This window comes from Streptococcus sp. HMSC065C01 (assembly GCF_001813525.1).
GTDB lineage: Bacteria > Bacillota > Bacilli > Lactobacillales > Streptococcaceae > Streptococcus > Streptococcus parasanguinis_V.
The window spans coordinates 1-307 of sequence record NZ_KV812848.1; the positions used below are offsets into that span (position 1 = coordinate 1).

Here is a 307-nt window from a genome sequence, read left to right on the forward strand (position 1 = left end):
TAAATGGCAATACTGTTGCACCTTATCTCAATGTCTTTGCGGAAAAATTGGTAATTAAAAAATAAGAAATCAAAGGAGAAAATCACATGGCTAAAATTGGATTAAACTACGGAGAAAAACTACAAATTGCTGACAAGACTTATCGTGTCATTACAGATGGACTAGATGTTCCAGCAGTCCTTGGAAAACTGACTTTCCGAGGCATTGAAGGTCCTGATATCATCTTTGAAGTGGATCGTTCACAACGAAATCCTGATGGATCATTTGTACAAGTCAATACAGGTGAGATCCGTGGAATTGTCGTAGG

1 pseudogene is annotated in these 307 nt (G+C 37.8%); it reads left to right on the plus strand.

Features of this window, described 5'->3' with window-relative positions:
* Positions 1–86: 86 nt before the first annotated feature.
* Positions 87–307, plus strand: a pseudogene (locus HMPREF2918_RS04040) (conjugal transfer protein); the annotation flags it as partial.